The 14,722-nt window shown below is 41.8% G+C and carries 12 protein-coding genes; 4 read left to right on the top strand and 8 right to left on the bottom strand.

Features of this window, described 5'->3' with window-relative positions:
- A partial coding sequence (locus BP27_RS17170; RefSeq protein ID WP_150112062.1) for an IS30 family transposase occupies nt 1-303 on the top strand: 303 nt, incomplete at its 5' end.
- Nucleotides 304-832: 529 nt separating this feature from the next.
- Here the strand turns inward: BP27_RS17170 and BP27_RS0112420 are convergent.
- The 5 genes from BP27_RS0112420 to BP27_RS0112440 form a co-directional block, all read right to left on the bottom strand.
- The gene (locus BP27_RS0112420) at nt 833-4,705 is read right to left on the bottom strand and encodes a YhdP family protein (protein WP_027851821.1); all 3,873 of its coding nucleotides are present in this window, start codon (nt 4,703-4,705) and stop codon (nt 833-835) included.
- Nucleotides 4,706-4,709: 4 nt separating this feature from the next.
- Nucleotides 4,710-6,173, bottom strand: coding sequence for a ribonuclease G (gene rng / locus BP27_RS0112425; RefSeq protein WP_027851822.1), 1,464 nt, complete (start codon nt 6,171-6,173; stop codon nt 4,710-4,712).
- A 31-nt stretch (nt 6,174-6,204) separates the two neighbouring features.
- Complete coding sequence (mreD, locus tag BP27_RS0112430; protein ID WP_027851823.1) at nt 6,205-6,693, bottom strand: rod shape-determining protein MreD; 489 nt, start codon at nt 6,691-6,693, stop codon at nt 6,205-6,207.
- Nucleotides 6,693-7,589 (bottom strand): rod shape-determining protein MreC, encoded by an 897-nt coding sequence (gene mreC, locus BP27_RS0112435; RefSeq protein WP_150112063.1) that lies wholly within the window; start codon nt 7,587-7,589, stop codon nt 6,693-6,695. Before mreC ends, mreD begins: the two co-directional genes overlap by 1 nt.
- Nucleotides 7,590-7,664: 75 nt before the next feature.
- On the bottom strand, nt 7,665-8,702 hold the full coding sequence (locus tag BP27_RS0112440) for a rod shape-determining protein (RefSeq protein ID WP_027851825.1): 1,038 nt from the start codon (nt 8,700-8,702) through the stop codon (nt 7,665-7,667).
- Between the two features lie 200 nt (nt 8,703-8,902).
- Between BP27_RS0112440 and gatC the strand changes: the two genes are divergently transcribed.
- The 3 genes from gatC to gatB all read left to right on the top strand — a co-directional run bounded on the left by gatC (nt 8,903) and on the right by gatB (nt 12,278).
- The gene (gatC, locus tag BP27_RS0112445) at nt 8,903-9,190 is read left to right on the top strand and encodes an Asp-tRNA(Asn)/Glu-tRNA(Gln) amidotransferase subunit GatC (protein ID WP_027851826.1); all 288 of its coding nucleotides are present in this window, start codon (nt 8,903-8,905) and stop codon (nt 9,188-9,190) included.
- A 44-nt stretch (nt 9,191-9,234) separates the two neighbouring features.
- A complete protein-coding gene (gatA, locus tag BP27_RS0112450; protein ID WP_027851827.1) occupies nt 9,235-10,686 on the top strand; it encodes an Asp-tRNA(Asn)/Glu-tRNA(Gln) amidotransferase subunit GatA in 1,452 nt (483 codons plus the stop codon).
- 143 nt (nt 10,687-10,829) lie between these two features.
- Nucleotides 10,830-12,278 (top strand): Asp-tRNA(Asn)/Glu-tRNA(Gln) amidotransferase subunit GatB, encoded by a 1,449-nt coding sequence (gatB, locus tag BP27_RS0112455; protein ID WP_027851828.1) that lies wholly within the window; start codon nt 10,830-10,832, stop codon nt 12,276-12,278.
- A 114-nt stretch (nt 12,279-12,392) separates the two neighbouring features.
- Here gatB and BP27_RS0112460 read toward each other — a convergent pair whose 3' ends face one another.
- The 3 genes from BP27_RS0112460 to BP27_RS0112470 are packed head-to-tail and all read right to left on the bottom strand — an operon-like array spanning nt 12,393 to nt 14,559.
- Nucleotides 12,393-13,298, bottom strand: coding sequence for a DMT family transporter (locus tag BP27_RS0112460; RefSeq protein ID WP_027851829.1), 906 nt, complete (start codon nt 13,296-13,298; stop codon nt 12,393-12,395).
- Nucleotides 13,291-14,043 carry a HesA/MoeB/ThiF family protein gene (locus tag BP27_RS0112465; protein WP_027851830.1) on the bottom strand — a complete coding sequence of 251 codons (753 nt, stop codon included), beginning with the start codon at nt 14,041-14,043 and terminating at the stop codon, nt 13,291-13,293. Before BP27_RS0112465 ends, BP27_RS0112460 begins: the two co-directional genes overlap by 8 nt.
- A gap of 9 nt (nt 14,044-14,052) precedes the next feature.
- Nucleotides 14,053-14,559 carry a winged helix-turn-helix transcriptional regulator gene (locus tag BP27_RS0112470; protein ID WP_027851831.1) on the bottom strand — a complete coding sequence of 169 codons (507 nt, stop codon included), beginning with the start codon at nt 14,557-14,559 and terminating at the stop codon, nt 14,053-14,055.
- Nucleotides 14,560-14,722 lie beyond the last annotated feature (163 nt).

Below are 14,722 nucleotides of genomic sequence, written 5' to 3' on the forward strand. Positions count from 1 at the left end.
GTACATACTCTAACGGCAGATAATGGTAAAGAGTTTGCTGAGCATCAAGCCATTGCAAAAGCACTGAATTGTGACTTTTACTTTGCAGACCCTTATGCTTCTTGGCAACGTGGATTGAATGAAAATACAAATGGCTTAATACGTCAATACTGCCCCAAAGGTTCATGCTTTAAGCACTTAGATGATGAGCATTTTGAATTCATTATGCATCGTTTAAATAACCGACCTAGGAAAACACTTGGAATGAAAACACCAAATGAAGTATTGTTTGAAGAATTACAGGCTGTTGCACTAGCAAGTTGAATCCAAGTATTAATAAAGTCAGTTAAAGGTTTCTGTGTGGTATTTTTAGCAATAAGTCTTGCGTAGAAAATAACCACTAAAGCCACTACTAAAGCAGGCCAAAACCAAAAACCATGCCAAACATTATCTAAAAAAGCATCCATTTCTCTAATAAACATGCAACTAAAAAAACCGGCTACTAGAACTAAAAAGCCACGAATAGCAGGTTTTTTCCAAGCTCCATACCAGAAAATGATTGCAGCAATTAATAGTAAACCTTCTTGAGTAAATTCAGTGACTGAAACTTCGCCTACGTTGTTACCCAAAATAACCACATCTAGGTAAATACTTACTACAGGCAACAGAGTTAAAAAAGTTAGTATAAATAACTCAATAACCGCTTGAGTTATTTTTTTTGATGATGATTGCATTGTTAATCTTAAACCTAAGTTAGAAACCAGCCAAAGATGGAATAGACGGTCTAGTTTAACACTTATTTGAAAAAAATAAAACAGCTGTCTCTGTCAGGCTAGGTTTCCAGTAAAAGCGTTTAGAAAATACGTTTAAGTTCAGTTTTAGGTTTATTTAGTGGGCCACTAATTTTATAGCGAGCCTCACTAAAAGTATCAAACAAATTAGAAAAAACTTTTTGCACTACCCAAATTGCAGCACCTACCTGAGGCGCACCAACAACAACGGCAGCTAAAGGCAAAGACTGGGCTACTGGCAAAACAACGACTAGCTCTTGCTCTAAGGTTTCTTCTATTAAATCTACTTCACCCTCTAAGCTCATCCGAGTTGCAGAACTAACCACTCGAGTCGGCTCTAGAGTAGCCAAATAACCCTTATCCAGCTGATAGCCACCTTTAATGGAGTCGTAACTAACCCCTTTGTTTTTTAAGTCTGAAAAATCTAAGCGTAAACGCCTCAGTAAAGTATCCATATTTAACAAGCCAAACAGTTGGCTGATGCCACTAAGGGCAAGGTCTGTTTCAGGGAAATAACCATCTTTTAACTCAAGCTCTATACCAGCACTCACTTTCTGTAAGTCAAAAGCTAAAGGGGAACCTTGCCAGCCTGTAGTGAAATTAAATTGGTGTTTCCCACTAATAATAGGCACTTTACCTTCTCCTGTTACAGCAATTAGTGCTGGCTCAATATTTTTACCTGTAATATCACCTTGAATAAAAGTAGATGCTTGCGAGTTTACAAGCTGCCAGTCTAGCTGTGCTGTTAAACTGGTTTCTTCTAACTTAATTTGCAAAGGATCAAACCTAACACCTTCTTTTAAAGGTTGAGTTTGTGCGGTTAATTCACCAAAGCGCTTCTTTCCCTGCCTAAAATCTTTAATGGTTATTAAGCTATTAGGTAAAAGTTTAGGATTAAAGTCCGCTAAGGGATCAACCTTAGCAGTCCACTCCGCTCGCTTAGACAGGCTAGCCTCCTTGTCTTCCTGTTCTTCTTTAGCTTTAGCAGGTAAATATAAATGATCAAGTCTAATACCTAGCGGCTTGCCTTCTTCGGGCCAGTCAATTTCTCCTGTTACTAAGGCGTTAGTAATCCCTAGTTTTATTCCTTGCAATGAGTTGTTTAATGAAAAACCTAACTGTCCTAACTCAAAGCTATCCCAATTAAGCTGATTAACCTTTAAATCAATTTGGTTTAACCACTGAAATTCAGAACTAGGCGAGCTTTTGGTTAGCTCGGTGGATGAGTTTGAATCAAATTGTTTAAGCCAGTCTACTAAAGGTTTAGCATTGACTTCCTCGGCAACAATACCTAAATGCAAACCTTCTTTTTCTGGTAAAGCGGCTTCAGCAACCTGTTCATCAGCTAACTCTAAACAAATACCCCTGGCTGGTTGGTCTAGGTGCATTAAAAAGCTTAGTTGATCTGCCAAGTTAAGCTTTAGCGGTAACTCATCTGCTGAAAAATCAAGTTGCATGCTAAAATCACGTTTTTCTTCTGGGTCTTTATTCCAAGGTAAAGGAGTAGCATAGGCCAACCCTTCCAAGCTAGATGTTACTTCTAAAACCCCAAAAGGTGCTAAAGGAAGCTCACCTTGCAGCTGGGTTACTCCAGTAAAATCTAACGCTTCGGGTAAATTAAAGCGTTTTTTAAGGTCTTTAGCTGCAAGTCTAGCAGAAAAAACCAGCTGGCTTTCAGGCTGGGTGTTAAACGCTGCTTTAACTGGCTGACTCATTACCTTCCCAACTAAGCCAGATGACTCCAAGCCCTTGGCTAAAGTAAAATTCAAAGGGCCATTAATTTCTGTTACAGCTAAATCAACCTGACTTAGCCTTAGCTGGGCATCGCTAATTTGACTTACTAAAGCAACTTTAGGCTCTAAACCTGTTTCACTTAATGGAATCGACAGGTCAACAGCGCCCTTTATTTGGCCAGAATAAACCCACTCATGCAGGGGTATAGGAACCTCTTTTTGCAGCGGACTATTTTTTACCAGCCAAGGAAAAAATTCTAAAGGCGCTTCTATCTTTGAAGTCACTTGAAGCTCAACATCGTTTTGCTGGTTTAAAAAGCTGCTAAAGCTAGCATTAGTTAACTGACTTTGACCAAAGCCTGCGGTAACAACTTCGCCTTTTACCCAACCATCCAGCACCTGCACCTGTCCTTTAGCTTGGGTTAGTTTGGGCCAGTCGGGTTGAAACTTAAAATCTGTTTCCGAAAAATCAGTCACTAATTGAAAACTTGCCCTATCCTGAATAGAGCCAGCATAAATAAAGCCTGCTTGGTGCACCTCTCCTGCCAATAAAGCATTAGCCAACCAATCATGTAATACTGGCTCTACTAACTTATCTGGTACTAGTTGGTGATGAGCTAAAGCGTCAGTGGGCAACAAACCTAATCCTAAATAAAAGCGCTGATCACTAGGACCATAGAAGTAGGCAAAGTCGCCACTCACATAAACATTTTTGCTACCTGGCTTTTCAAAAGGTAATACAACGGCTAAATCTTCACCTATCACCCACAAGTCATCACCTTCTAGCTCCCAGCGCACCGCCCCTTTAGCGTGACTAAAGTTCCAGACAGGGCTATAAAGCTGAGGAAAACCCAGTTCTAGCGAGTGGTTAGCAAAAACAACCTGCCCCCCCTGAGCATTAGCTTGCAACCAACCATTTAACCCACTACCAAGAGGCGCACCTCTCCAAGCATTCACCTGTACATCTTGCAGGTTAGCTTGTAGTTCAAGTTCACCCTTGGCTTCACGTGTTATTAATAAGTTAGTTAAACTGCCACCAGGTGCTAAGTCTCCAACTAGCTCTCTTACTGATTCAGGTAAATGGGTATCTTGGGTTAGATGTACTGCTAAAGGGTCAAGCTTCAACTCTTCTACTTGCAGGTAGGCTTGTTGTTGACTATAACCAACACGGCCAGCCAGTTGATCAAAGGTATAGTCACTGGCATTTAAATTAGAAACTTTCCAGTCAGCAGACCAATCATCTAGCTTACCTTGCATGGATAAATCTGCTTCAGAAAACTGAATCTTCCATAATTCATCACGAATCAGCTCAATATTTCTAGCCTGCAATTCAGCTTTAGCTAAACCTTTAGTCAAACTCAGCCAACCCTCAAGCGAAAAGTGCCCTTGCAGATTTTGGGTTTCTTCTTGTAAGTAAGAAGGCCAAAGTGCCTGAAAGTCGTTTAAATCAACTAAAGGAAAATTAAACCATGCAGAAAGGCTGGAGTTATTTGGATCAAACCCTTCACCTTCAAGAGTGACCACCAACTCCGCAGGTTGTGTTGTAACAGTCGAGGGTTTAATTTCAAAAAAGAGCTGTCGTCCACCAGACCAACGACGATACTCCATTGACTCAGCTGAAAAAAATAATGACTCATCTTCTAATGGAGTAAAGTGAAACTTTAAATCAGAAAAGCCCAGCTCTCCTTGAACCAAAAACTGCTCTACGTAGTTTACAACTTGTTTAAGGCCTTCTTTAACATCTTTTTTTTCTGCATTCTTTTTTATTGATTGATCTTTTTGCCAGCCGTTTAATTGCCAACCTTGAGTGGTCTCTTCTAACCAAAGCTCTAGACCTGAAAGCCGCGCATCTTTCATACGAGGTGCAGCAGCAACCAAACTTGCTAAGGTATCTAATTCGAAATAAACATCTTCAATAATTAAAAACACTTGCCCATTGCTACTTAGAGTTAACTTCTCAATACCGACTGCAGGATCAATTTTAAATAAGCTACCACTCAGACGAGATATTTCGACATCAAAAGGTAGCTGGGTAGTTAACCAAGTTTCTATTTCAGGGCGGAGGGTATCAATTTTAGGCACTAAAAAGCGTATTAACACTACTAGTAGGCTAACCATAACTAGTAAAATTAAAGCTGACCATAAAGGCAATTGAAGTAGGTAAGCTTGCCAGGAATACTTTTTTTGTGTTTTAGCGGCCATAAACCTACTGGAGCACGATATCAAACTGCTCTTGTGAGTAGAGCGTTTCAACTTGAAAACGAATAGTTTTATTGATAAATACTTCTAAATCTGCAACAGCGGCCGACTCTTCATCTAAGAACCGGTCAACTACAACTTGACCCGCCATCACTAAATAAGCATCACCACCATAGGCTCTATCTAGGCGTAATAAATCACGTAGAATTTCATAGCAAACAGATTCGGCTGTTTTTAAGCTTCCACGCCCTAAACAAAGGTGACAAGGCTCACAAATAATTTGCTCTAGGCTCTCGCGGGTTCTTTTCCGAATCATTTGTACCAAACCCAACTCAGTTACACCCGTTAGCTTAGTTTTGGCATGATCTTTTTCAAGGTTGCGTTCTAAAAGACGTAGAACCTGACGCTGGTGTTCAGCATCAACCATGTCTATAAAGTCGATAATAATAATGCCGCCTAGGTTTCTTAAACGCAGCTGCCTTACTATTGCTGCTGCTGCCTCTAGGTTAGTTTTGAAAATGGTTTCTTCTAGGTTTCGGTGTCCAACAAAACCACCCGTATTAACATCTATGGTATTCATGGCTTCTGTTTGGTCTATCACCAAATAGCCACCACTTTTTAGTTGAACCTTACGGCCTAATGCCTTTTGAATTTCATCTTCTACACTGTAGAGATCAAAAATGGGGCGCTCACCTGGATAGTATTCAAGTTTATTTTCTAAATGAGGAATAAACTCTTCTACAAACTCTTGTAGCTTATGGAAACTTTCTCGTGAATCCACTCGTACCTTTTCTAAGCCAGGACGAACAAAGTCTCGCATAGAGCGCATAAATAAAGGCAGGTCTTCATAAATTCTACAAATACCCGTATCTCGTTTAATGCGCCTATCAACTGCTAACCAAACCCTGTGTAAAAAATGCAGGTCTGCTAAAATTTCTTCACTGGCTACACCTTCTGCGGCAGTGCGTAGAATAAAGCCACCCTTTTCTTCAGCATTAATTTCACTCAAACCTTGGTTAACTAAATTTTTTAATCTTTCACGCTCATCTTCAAGCTCAATACGCTGCGAAACACCAATGTGAGGGGTTTGTGGCATATAAACAAGGTAGCGGGAAGGAATAGAAAGGTGGGTAGTTAGCCTTGCACCTTTGGTGCCTATAGGGTCTTTAGTCACTTGAACAACAAGACTTTGTCCTTCATGCAGCAGGCTAGCAATCATTGGCTCGCTGGTTTGTTCAACAGAAGGCTTGACTAGTTCGGCCACATGAATAAAAGCTGCTCTATCTAAGCCTATATCTATAAAGGCCGCCTGCATACCAGGCAAAACACGCACTACTTTACCTTTATAAATATTACCCACTATGCCGCGTCGGCTGGCACGTTCAATATACACTTCTTGCAATACACCATTTTCAACCAGTGCAACCCGCGTCTCACTCGGTGTGATATTGATTAGTACTTCTTCACTCATGACTTTTCCATTTTAGGTTAGATTTATAACCTTAATTAATTGCAAAACGTCTTTTTATGCTTTGCAAGAGTACATAAATCCAATGCCATAAAATACCTGAAATAACTGCTGGCAATAATAAAAAGCCCACACTTGAAATAGAACCAAAAATACTTTGCAACCACTGAAAAACTAACTGGCTTATTCCAATCAGAAAAAACACCAAGGCTGACTGCTTCATTAAAGAGTACATTCGAATACGCTGATAGAAATTGTTACATAAAAAGCCCAGCAAACTCATAGTGATAGCATTATGACCTAAAAGAGTACCCTCAATAAGGTCTAGCAAAAGACCCCAGACAAAACCATGTGCAAAGCCTACCTTTTGTGGTGTGTTTAAAGACCAGTAAATGAGCACCAAGCCTATCCACTCTGGTCGTAAATATAAAAAAAACGTTGGCATAGGTAGCGCTTGTAAATATAGCGCCACTAAAAAAGTTAGCTGAATAATCCAAAAACCTTGCGTCTTTTTATTAGCCATTAAGAATGAGTCTCCAGCTTTAAATCTACTAGTTTATCTGGAGAAGGACCTTGTAGTTGATAGAGCAACAATAAAACATAGCGACTCCTATCTAGTTGAGCTAGTGGCTCTGCAACTATATCTAAAAAAGGTTCGCCAGGTCGGTGAGAGATAGTAGAAATTTTTGCTACAGGATAACCAAAAGGAAAGCGCCCTCCCATTCCAGAAGCAACTAAAAGATCGCCTTCTTTTAAATCGGCAGTTTCCGGCACGTGGTTAAGATAGAGTTCTTCAGAACGACCACTTCCTTGCGCTATAAAACGCAGGCCATTACGGTTAACTTGTACTGGAAGAGCGTGATTAATATCTGAAATCAATAGTAAGCGACTGGTGTAAGGACTAACCGAGACTAATTGCCCCATAATACCTGAGGCATCAATTACCGGTTGACCTATATAAGCACCATCTTGCCGTCCACGGTTAATAATAACCTGTTGTGAATAAGGGTCATAATTGGAACCTATCAATTCACCAGTAAGGTAATCAATTTCATCACGCTGAGCGGCATTTAACAGTTCTCTTAAACGTACATTTTCAGCTATAACAGAAGACATGACTTGGCTACGCTCAGCCAAAATAAGCGCTTGCGATTTTAATTCACGGTTTTCTTCTAACAAGGCATTACGGTTAGCTAAGCTATCAGAAGCCCAACCCCAAGCTCGCCCAGGTGCATCTGCCGCCCACTGCACAGGAGTGACCAAAAGTGTAGCCCAAGAGCGTGCATTGGCAACTTCTGAATAGCGATGCTCTGCAAACATCATGGCCAACCCTAAGGCTAAAACTAAAAGAAAATAATAACGTGAATAAATGTCAGTAGAAAAAAGCTGCTTAATAGTCGAATCCTCAATGAAACAAATACTAGTCTATTAAACGCAGAGAAACGCCTCACTCTTTTAACAGAGGGGCGTTTCCAAGTCTAACCTAGTGAGTGTTTACTCAATAGATAGCAAGTCAAAGGTTTGTTGGTCAATTAGCTCCAAAGCTTTACCACCACCTATAGCTACACAAGTGAGTGGATCTTCAGCAATAATAACCGGCAGACCTGTTTCTTCAGCAATAAGCTTGTCTATATCTCTCAGTAACGCACCACCGCCCGTTAGAACTAAACCTCGCTCAGCAATATCTGATGCTAGCTCTGGAGGGGATTGCTCTAAAGCATTTTTAATGGCCTGAACAATCGCAGTTAGTGGCTCTTGTAGCGCCTCTAATACTTCATTTGAGTTAAGCGTAAAGCTACGGGGAATCCCTTCAGCAAGGTTACGACCACGCACATCAATTTCTTTAATTTCACTACCAGGGTAGGCACAACCAATTTCTTGCTTAATACGCTCAGAGGTGGCATCACCAATTAAACTACCGTAATGACGACGCACATAAGCAATAATAGCTTCATCAAAACGGTCACCAGCAGTACGAACAGATTCAGAATAAACCACGCCATTTAAAGAAATAATAGCAATTTCCGTTGTACCACCACCGATATCAACAACCATAGAGCCCTGTGCTTCCTCTACTGGTAGACCCGCACCAATAGCAGCAGCCATAGGCTCTTCAATTAGGAATACGTCTCGTGCACCAGCGCCTAAAGCCGACTCTTTAATAGCCCTGCGTTCGACTTGCGTTGACATACAAGGCACACAAACAAGAACACGGGGGCTAGGTGTAAAAAAGCTATTATCGTGTACTTTAGAAATAAAATGCTGGAGCATTTTTTCCGTAACATGAAAATCTGCGATCACCCCATCTTTCATAGGACGAATTGCAGTAATATTACCAGGTGTTCTACCTAGCATGCGCTTAGCATCAAAACCTACGGCTGCAACACTACGGTTATTACCATGGTGTCTAATTGCAACAACGGAAGGTTCGTTAAGTACGATGCCTTTGCTGCGCACATAAATTAATGTATTTGCTGTTCCTAAGTCGATTGAAAGATCGTTAGAGAACATACCTCTTAAACGTTTTAACATGCTTTTGGTGACCTATCCTAATGTATCCCTATTCAGCTGGGCAGAAACTCTAGCAACCTGAAGTGTTCAGGGCAAGTAACTTATAGTTAAACTTACTAAATAAAGATAAGCGTTACAGAAAACTGCCATAAACACCACGCCAGCCTTGTGTTATTCTTTACCCCATCCGCAGAAAAAACCTGCATTTTAAAGGTGCATTCATGAAACTTAATGTAGAAGAACTCCATAAAGTGGCTCATCTAGCCCGACTAAGTATCCACCCTAAAGACGAAGAAAGCTACTCGCAAGCACTTTCAAACATTCTTAACCTAGTGGATGAAATGCAAACGATTGATACCCAGGGCGTCAAACCCATGACACACCCTATGGATGCTTTTCAACGCCTACGTGCTGATGAAGTAACAGAAAGCGACCAGCGTGATCACTTGCAGAAAATTGCGCCAGCAATAGAAGATGGCCTCTACCTAGTGCCTAGAGTCGTAGAGTAAACCCAGTTTTTTTGCCTTTATAAGACCAATATTTAGGATACCTCATGCTAGATCTCAGCCTTACTCAAATGGCCCAAGGCCTTGCTGAACGAAAATTTTCCAGCCTTGAACTGACCCAAACTTTCTTACAACGTATTCAAACAGTTAACCCACAGCTTAATGCCTTTATTACTGTTACTGAGCAACAAGCACTTGAAGCTGCTAAAGCAGCAGATGCCCAGCTAGCTGCAGGGCAAGCTGGTCCACTAACAGGCATTCCTATAGCTCACAAAGATCTTTTTTGTACAGAGGGTATAAAAACATCTTGTGCTTCTAAAATGCTCGACAATTTTATAGCCCCTTACGATGCCACAGTGGTTGCTAACTTAAATAAAGCGGGTGCCGTTTCTTTAGGTAAAACCAACCTAGATGAGTTTGCCATGGGCTCATCCAGTGAAAGCTCTTTTTATGGTTCAGTAAAAAACCCTTGGGCTACTCAAGCGGTTGCTGGTGGATCATCGGGTGGTTCAGCAGCAGCCGTAGCTGCTCGCCTAGTACCAGCAGCTACGGGTAGCGATACTGGTGGTTCTATTCGCCAACCTGCTGCTTTTTGTGGCATTACTGGCCTTAAGCCTACCTATGGCCGCGTTTCTCGTTGGGGAATGGTTGCTTACGCTTCGAGTATGGACCAAGCCGGTCCCATGGCGCGTTCAGCTGAAGATTGTGCATTAATGCTACAACAAATGGCTGGTTTTGATTCAAAGGACTCCACCAGCATTGAGCAAGCAGTGCCTGACTACCTCAGTCAGCTAGGCGATTCCTTACAAGGTGTGACACTAGGTATACCCAAAGAATACTTTGCTGATGACCTTAACCCACAAACAGCAGAGCGCATTCACGCAGCAATCAAGCAGCTTGAAAAACTAGGGGCTAGCGTCAAGGAAATTAGCCTGCCGCTAACACGCATGGCGATTCCTGCTTATTATGTTATTAGTCCTGCTGAAGCCAGCTCTAACCTGTCACGCTTTGATGGCGTGCGCTACGGCTACCGCTGTGAAAACCCTGTTGACCTAGAAGACCTTTACAAGCGCTCACGCTCAGAAGCCTTTGGTGATGAAGTTAAACGCCGCATTCTTATAGGTACTTATGCGCTATCAGAAGGTTTTTACGATGCTTACTACAATAAAGCCCAACAAATTCGCCGCTTAATTGCCGAAGACTTTCAAGCAGCTTTCCAATCAGTCGATTTAATTATCGCACCCACAACACCTAATCCGGCTTATGACCTAGGCAGTAAACTGACTGACCCAATACAAATGTATCTAGATGATATTTATACACTTGGCGTTAACCTTGCTGGCTTACCAGCCATTTCAGTGCCTGCTGGCCTAGTTAACCAGCGCCCTGTAGGTATGCAGTTAATTGGTAATCACTTTAGTGAAGCTAAGCTACTTAACGCAGCACACCAGTTTCAGCAGGCAACAGATCACCACTTACAAAAGCCAGCACTTATATAAAAGATAAAATTAGAAAAAATACTAGGCTGGTCTGTGACAAGCGAAGCAGGGATAGCGCAGCGCAGTGTTATGAGGCAGGAAAGCCGATTCACTAGAAACAGACAAGCTAGAGTTAAACAATTCATTTTAAAAAGGTTTGCACTATGCAATGGGAAGCAGTTATCGGGCTAGAAATACATACACAACTAGCCACCAAAACCAAAATATTCTCAGGTAGCAGTACCGCTTTTGGTGCTGAGCCTAATAGCCAAGCCAGTATTATCGACCTAGCTATGCCAGGCACCTTACCAGTATTAAATAAACAAGCCCTAGAAATGGCAATCCAATTTGGCCTAGCTATTAATAGCGAAATTCCGAAAATCACCACCTTTGACCGCAAAAACTATTTTTACCCAGACCTACCCAAAGGCTATCAAACCACTCAGATGGAAGCGCCCATTGTTGGACGGGGTTATTTAGATATTGCATTAGAAACAGGCGGCACTAAGCGCGTAACTGTTCACCATGCCCACCTAGAAGAAGATGCAGGTAAAAGCTTGCATGAAGATTTTCATGGTATGACCGGCGTAGACCTCAACCGCGCGGGTACGCCACTAATAGAAATTGTTACTGAGCCAGAAATGAGCTCCGCCAAAGAAGCCGTGGCTTTTCTTAAATCCATTCATTCCATTATCACCTACCTAGGCATATCCGATGGCAATATGGCGGAAGGTTCTATGCGTTGCGATGCCAACGTCTCTGTACGCCCTAAAGGCCAAGAAAAACTAGGCAACCGTTGTGAAATTAAAAACGTTAACTCCTTCCGCTTTGTTGAAAAAGCTATTAACTATGAAATTCAGCGCCAAATCGAAATTCTAGAAGACGGTGGTCGCATTGCTCAACAAACCCGCTTGTATGACCCAGACCTAGATGAAACACGGGCGATGCGCTCTAAAGAAGATGCCAACGATTACCGCTACTTCCCCTGCCCAGACTTATTACCCTTAGAAGTCGACCCAGCTTTTGTACAGAAGTTAAAAGATGAGCTACCAGAGCTTCCTGAACAAAAACGCCAACGCTTTACTGAGCAGCTAGGACTTTCCGAATACGATGCTGGCGTACTATCTAGTAGCCGCCCATTAGCTGACTACTTCGATAAAGTCGTTGAACTATGTAAAGATGCACAACTAGCATCTAACTGGATAAGCGGCGAGTTAGCAGCCCAGCTAAACCGTGACGGTATTGAAATTACCCAAGCTGAAGTCACCCCTGAACAGTTTGCTGGCATTCTCATTCGCTTAAAAGACGACACTCTCAGCAACGGTGCAGCCAAAAAAGTATTTGCCGCACTCTGGGCTAAAGAAGGACAAACTGCTGATGAGATTATTGAAGCTAAAGGACTAAAGCAAGTAACTGACACAGGTGCAATTGAAGCCTTAGTTGATGAAGTTCTAGCTAAGAACACCCCACAGGTTGAACAATACCGTGCTGCCGAACCAGATAAACGCGGCAAGATGGTTGGTTTCTTTGTGGGGCAAATTATGCGAGCTTCAAAAGGAACAGCTAACCCTAAAGCAGTTAATGAGTTGTTAGCTAAAAAGTTAGACGGTTAAAATTTAGCTTTAACATCTATTAGTAGGTACTGGTGTAAAACTGTCTCTAGGTAAAACAGTCTCTAGAATATTACTTAACTAAGTACTAGAGGCTGTTTTAATTTATACACCTTTTTACCCTTTACCCTTCACCGCTCGATTTGCCCAGTAAACACCAAACACTGTAATAACCATTCCCACCAAAGCTAGACCAGTCATTTGCTCATCAAATAACCACCAAGCTTCTAAAGCGGTTAAAGGTGGTACTAGATAAAAATAGCTAGCGGTTCGGGTAGATTCACCTGCCTCAATCATAACCAAAAGCAATAAAATTGCGCCCACCGAAAGCACTAATACAGACCAGCCCAAAGCTAAAATAAAGTCAGGGTGCCACTGGGCTGCACCTTCACCTTTAATAACCACCATTAGCAATGTCAGCACCAAAGTAGCGCAGTACTGAATAAAAGAAGCCGATAAAGGCGACTGGGCTTCACAAGCATTTTTAGAGTAAATAGTACCCAAAGTTATACCTAGTAGCGCCAACACTACCCAAGCTAAACCTTGCCAAGTTAATTTCACTTCCTCTAACTGCATCATTGATGTTTGTTGTAGAACTAACACCACCCCAGCCAAACCTAGTACAAGCCCTAACCATTGGCGTAAACCTAACCGTTGCTGCCAAACAAAATAAACCACCACACCTGTTAACAAAGGCTGCAAACCCACCAGCAAAGCCGTTAAACCGGCAGGAACACCCGCATCTATGGCAGAAAAAACACCCGCTAAATAAGCGCCATGAATTAACGAACCTGCTATTAACTGTTGTCGCCATAAGCGCCAGCTAGACGGTAAGCGAATCGAGAAAACTTTTAATAACAAGGCAAAACACAAGAGATTGAATGCCATACGCCATGAAAGAAAGACAAAGGGTTCGCTATAAGGAAGGCCATATTTGGCACTAATAAAGCCAGTGCTCCATAAAAGCACAAATAGCCATGGAGCAAAGCGAACTAGCCAAGGCGAAGAAAAAATATTAAGCATGATTACTACAGCAGGAACAAAACGGATCTTTTTGCAGTTTTAAATTACGCATTTCGGAACGCAATCCATCATAGGTTAATAATTTACCTATTGCCGGCTCACCAAAGCCACCTAAGACTTTAAGCGCCTCCACTGCTTGCAAACTACCTACCACCCCAACTAAAGGTGATAACACACCGCTTTCTGAACAACTTAATTCAGCATCATCAGAATTTTCATCATAAATACAGGCATAACAAGGACTCGTTGCTAAGCCTGGATCAAAAACTGACATTTGCCCAGAAAAACGTATGGCAGCGCCAAAAACTGAAGGCTTTTTAGCCGCTTGGCTAGCTCGGTTAATTGCAAAACGTGTTGAAAACCTGTCAGAACAATCACAAACCAAGTCAACGGCTTCCACAGCTTTTAGCATAGCGTCACCTTCTAACAGGTGATTGTGCATTACAATTTTTATGGCAGGATTGAGTTGCTTTAAACGCTGAGCAGCAGACTCAACTTTTAGCTGGTCAAGGCTAGCTTCTTGGTGAACGACTTGCCGCTGCAGGTTAGAAACATCGACCCGATCATGGTCTGCTAAGTGTAGCTCTCCTACACCTGCTGCTGCTAAATACAAAGCAACAGGTGAGCCTAGCCCACCTAAACCCACAATTAAAACCTTGCTATTAATAAGCCGCTCTTGGCCAGCTATATCAACTTCTGGCAAAAGAATTTGCCGACTGTAACGTAATAACTGCAGGTCATTCATGGCTAGTATTTAGCAACCTTTATCTAGTTCATGTAACTCAGGTATATGCAAAGATGTGTCTTCTTTTACATCTTCCATAACCACATAGCTTTTAGACTCTTTCACTCCGGGCAGGCTAAGCACCACATCACAAAGCAATTGCCTATAAGCACTCATTTCTGGAATGCGGCATTTTAAAATATAGTCAAACTGCCCTGAAACCAAATGACACTCTTGTATTTGCGGTAATTTATTAACGGCTTTACGAAACTCATCAAACACTTCAGGTGTTTGTGTTTCTAAACTAATTTCTACAAACACTAGCAATTTAGCCTTAAGGTGCTGCGGGTTAAGAATGGCTCGATAGCCTTTAATGATGCCGTTACGTTCTAAACGCTTAACTCTTTCTAAACAAGGAGTGGTAGAAAGCCCCACCTTGTTTGCTAAATCCACATAGGAGATACGCGCATTCTCTTGTAATGCTTGAAGAATTTTCAAGTCTATTTTATCTAGCAAGCGAGGCTTGTTACTTTTCATGATAGAGCTGCCTTTTATTGTTTTAATAGCATTTTTTATTGAATCCTGGATTCAACTCTCAAGTGCAACTCATTAAACTAGGATTGGATGGCAAGCTGCTGTAGCATCTTATGCTTTTCAATCGACCAAGAATGAGAAGCAAACATGAGACACTACACACAGC

It is taken from the genome of Marinospirillum insulare DSM 21763, assembly GCF_000686905.1.
Classification (GTDB): Bacteria; Pseudomonadota; Gammaproteobacteria; order Pseudomonadales; family Halomonadaceae; genus Marinospirillum; species Marinospirillum insulare.